Here is a 1,863-nt window from a genome sequence, read left to right as displayed (position 1 = left end):
AGGCTCGGGTGAAGACTGGGCGACCATTCATCAGAGGGCCAAGATCCGTGTGTGACCACCCAATTTCCTGAGTTGCAATGAGGGGGACTGCCCCTCCTGCATTGTTGAAGGTGAAGGGTGGCGCGAAATGGTTCGCCGATTTCATATGGAAAGCCCCGGGTGGTGCGAGTTGAAGACTCGCGCCACACGGGGCTTTACACACGGGGCTTTATTTATGGCTCATGAGCTGGTTATTCTTTGATTTCTTCAAGGCGAAGAGTGTTAAAGTTTCTATCATCATTTCTCGTGCTCCATGTTTTATACATTTTATATTTCTTTCCCGTCTGAATTTGGGAAACATACTCCGGAATATTTTTGCCATCTGGAGCGTTATACATTTCAATAACACCACATTCATCTGTCTCAAAAATACCTTTGGGAGAAGTGTCAGTCATGTTTGACACCTGACCCCCAACAATTTCAACTCTAGCTGATTTCACGGTGCATACGGCGTACCAATTTTTATCTTCGATATGCGTTGTATAGTGCATGAATGTAAACAATAACCCCATACCCAGAACAAGACTAATGAAAATTCTGGCTTCCGGGGATGTGAGTTTCTTAATCCATGGGAACATTGCTTTCCTGCTTTCTCAGTGTCTTGTCTGGTGGGTTCTCCGCAGGTTCTGGAGCTGCGAACTGTCATTCCTTAATTTCCTCAAAGCGGGTTGTTACAAAATCTTGATCTTTCTTAGGTGAACGATTTGAAACATGGAACAGATACTTTTTTCCTGGCTGCGCCGTCTTAACATACGCGGAAATATTCCAACCCTCAGGGGGCTCAAACATTGTGAGTGTGCCGCACTCCTCCGTCTCAAAGACACCCTTCAAACCAATGTCAGTCATGCCACCAAGGTCCGTTCCGCGACGCTCTTGCGTGTACGCCTTAGTCACGGTGCAGGTGGCAGTGAAACCGTCACTGTCATCACGTAGATTTATAGGAATAATAAAAAAGATATACCCAACGCACATCGTCAGAAAAAGCATTGTTATTCTTTCCGACCATTTGTTATGAGATTCCATCACTCACCTCATTTCTCACGAGAATTCGGAGCTTTCTTTACCCCGCGCGCCTGCTGACGCTCCAGCCTACGCGCCTCATTACGCGCAGCCTTACGGCGGCGACGCTGACGCTCACTCTTCGTCACACCCACCACATACTTCGTCTTACACAAGTCATAAAACTGGGCATAAATATCGCGCGAAGAACCATACATCCCCACCACACTCATCACATCCAGGCCGTCTTCTTCCGCCCAGCGCCCGTGATCGTCACGGTACAGCACCTGCGCCATCAGAATCGTCGCATCGAACTGATACGGGTCAAAGCTGCAAGTACGCTTACCCATCTCAGTGCTACCAATACGCAAGAACCCGTTCTTGCCGTTGTTCTCCACATGGGCAAACGTGATGGAGGGGTAGGTGAAAGTGCGTTCCTTCCACCGCCAATTACGCCACCGCACGTGGTCCTCACGCAACTCGAGGTAGAAGGCGTAGCAGTGGTTCAGAGGAATAGCACCCAGCAGGCCTATGCCTAAGACACCAATCAGGAAAGCGGCAATGACCACCCCCGCTTGTGACTCATCCGCGAGGCCTTCGTGTGTCCCTGTCGAAAAGAGAAATATCGGCGCACCAACAAACCCAAGGATAGATACAAGCCAGAAGAAAATAAACGCCGCAATGGGTCTTTTCTGCCTTTTGTTTAGGGTGGGTTTGCCGAGCTTAATACGGATACCCGGTATCAGGGCGACGATAAGTCCTGCGAGGGCTCCGTCTTCTGCTGCGCTCATGGTGTGTACGTCCTTGTGCGGTAGTGGTTGGTGA

3 protein-coding genes are annotated in these 1,863 nt (G+C 49.4%); all 3 read right to left on the bottom strand.

The annotated features are described in order from the left end of the window. Positions 1-230 precede the first annotated feature (230 nt). The 3 genes from HMPREF2842_RS09235 to HMPREF2842_RS08770 all read right to left on the bottom strand — a co-directional run bounded on the left by HMPREF2842_RS09235 (position 231) and on the right by HMPREF2842_RS08770 (position 1,829). Positions 231-434 (bottom strand): hypothetical protein, encoded by a 204-nt coding sequence (locus HMPREF2842_RS09235; RefSeq protein WP_141752193.1) that lies wholly within the window; start codon positions 432-434, stop codon positions 231-233. A 247-nt stretch (positions 435-681) separates the two neighbouring features. After that, on the bottom strand, positions 682-1,026 hold the full coding sequence (locus HMPREF2842_RS08775) for a hypothetical protein (RefSeq protein WP_070634595.1): 345 nt from the start codon (positions 1,024-1,026) through the stop codon (positions 682-684). A gap of 44 nt (positions 1,027-1,070) precedes the next feature. Further along, positions 1,071-1,829: an ECF transporter S component gene (locus HMPREF2842_RS08770; RefSeq protein WP_236146169.1), complete on the bottom strand. Its 759-nt coding sequence runs from the start codon at positions 1,827-1,829 to the stop codon at positions 1,071-1,073. Between the last annotated feature and the right edge of the window lie 34 nt (positions 1,830-1,863).

This window comes from Rothia sp. HMSC069C10, assembly GCF_001812205.1.
GTDB classification, from domain to species: Bacteria; Actinomycetota; Actinomycetes; order Actinomycetales; family Micrococcaceae; genus Rothia; species Rothia mucilaginosa.
This window is presented reverse-complemented; position numbering and strand designations above follow the sequence as displayed.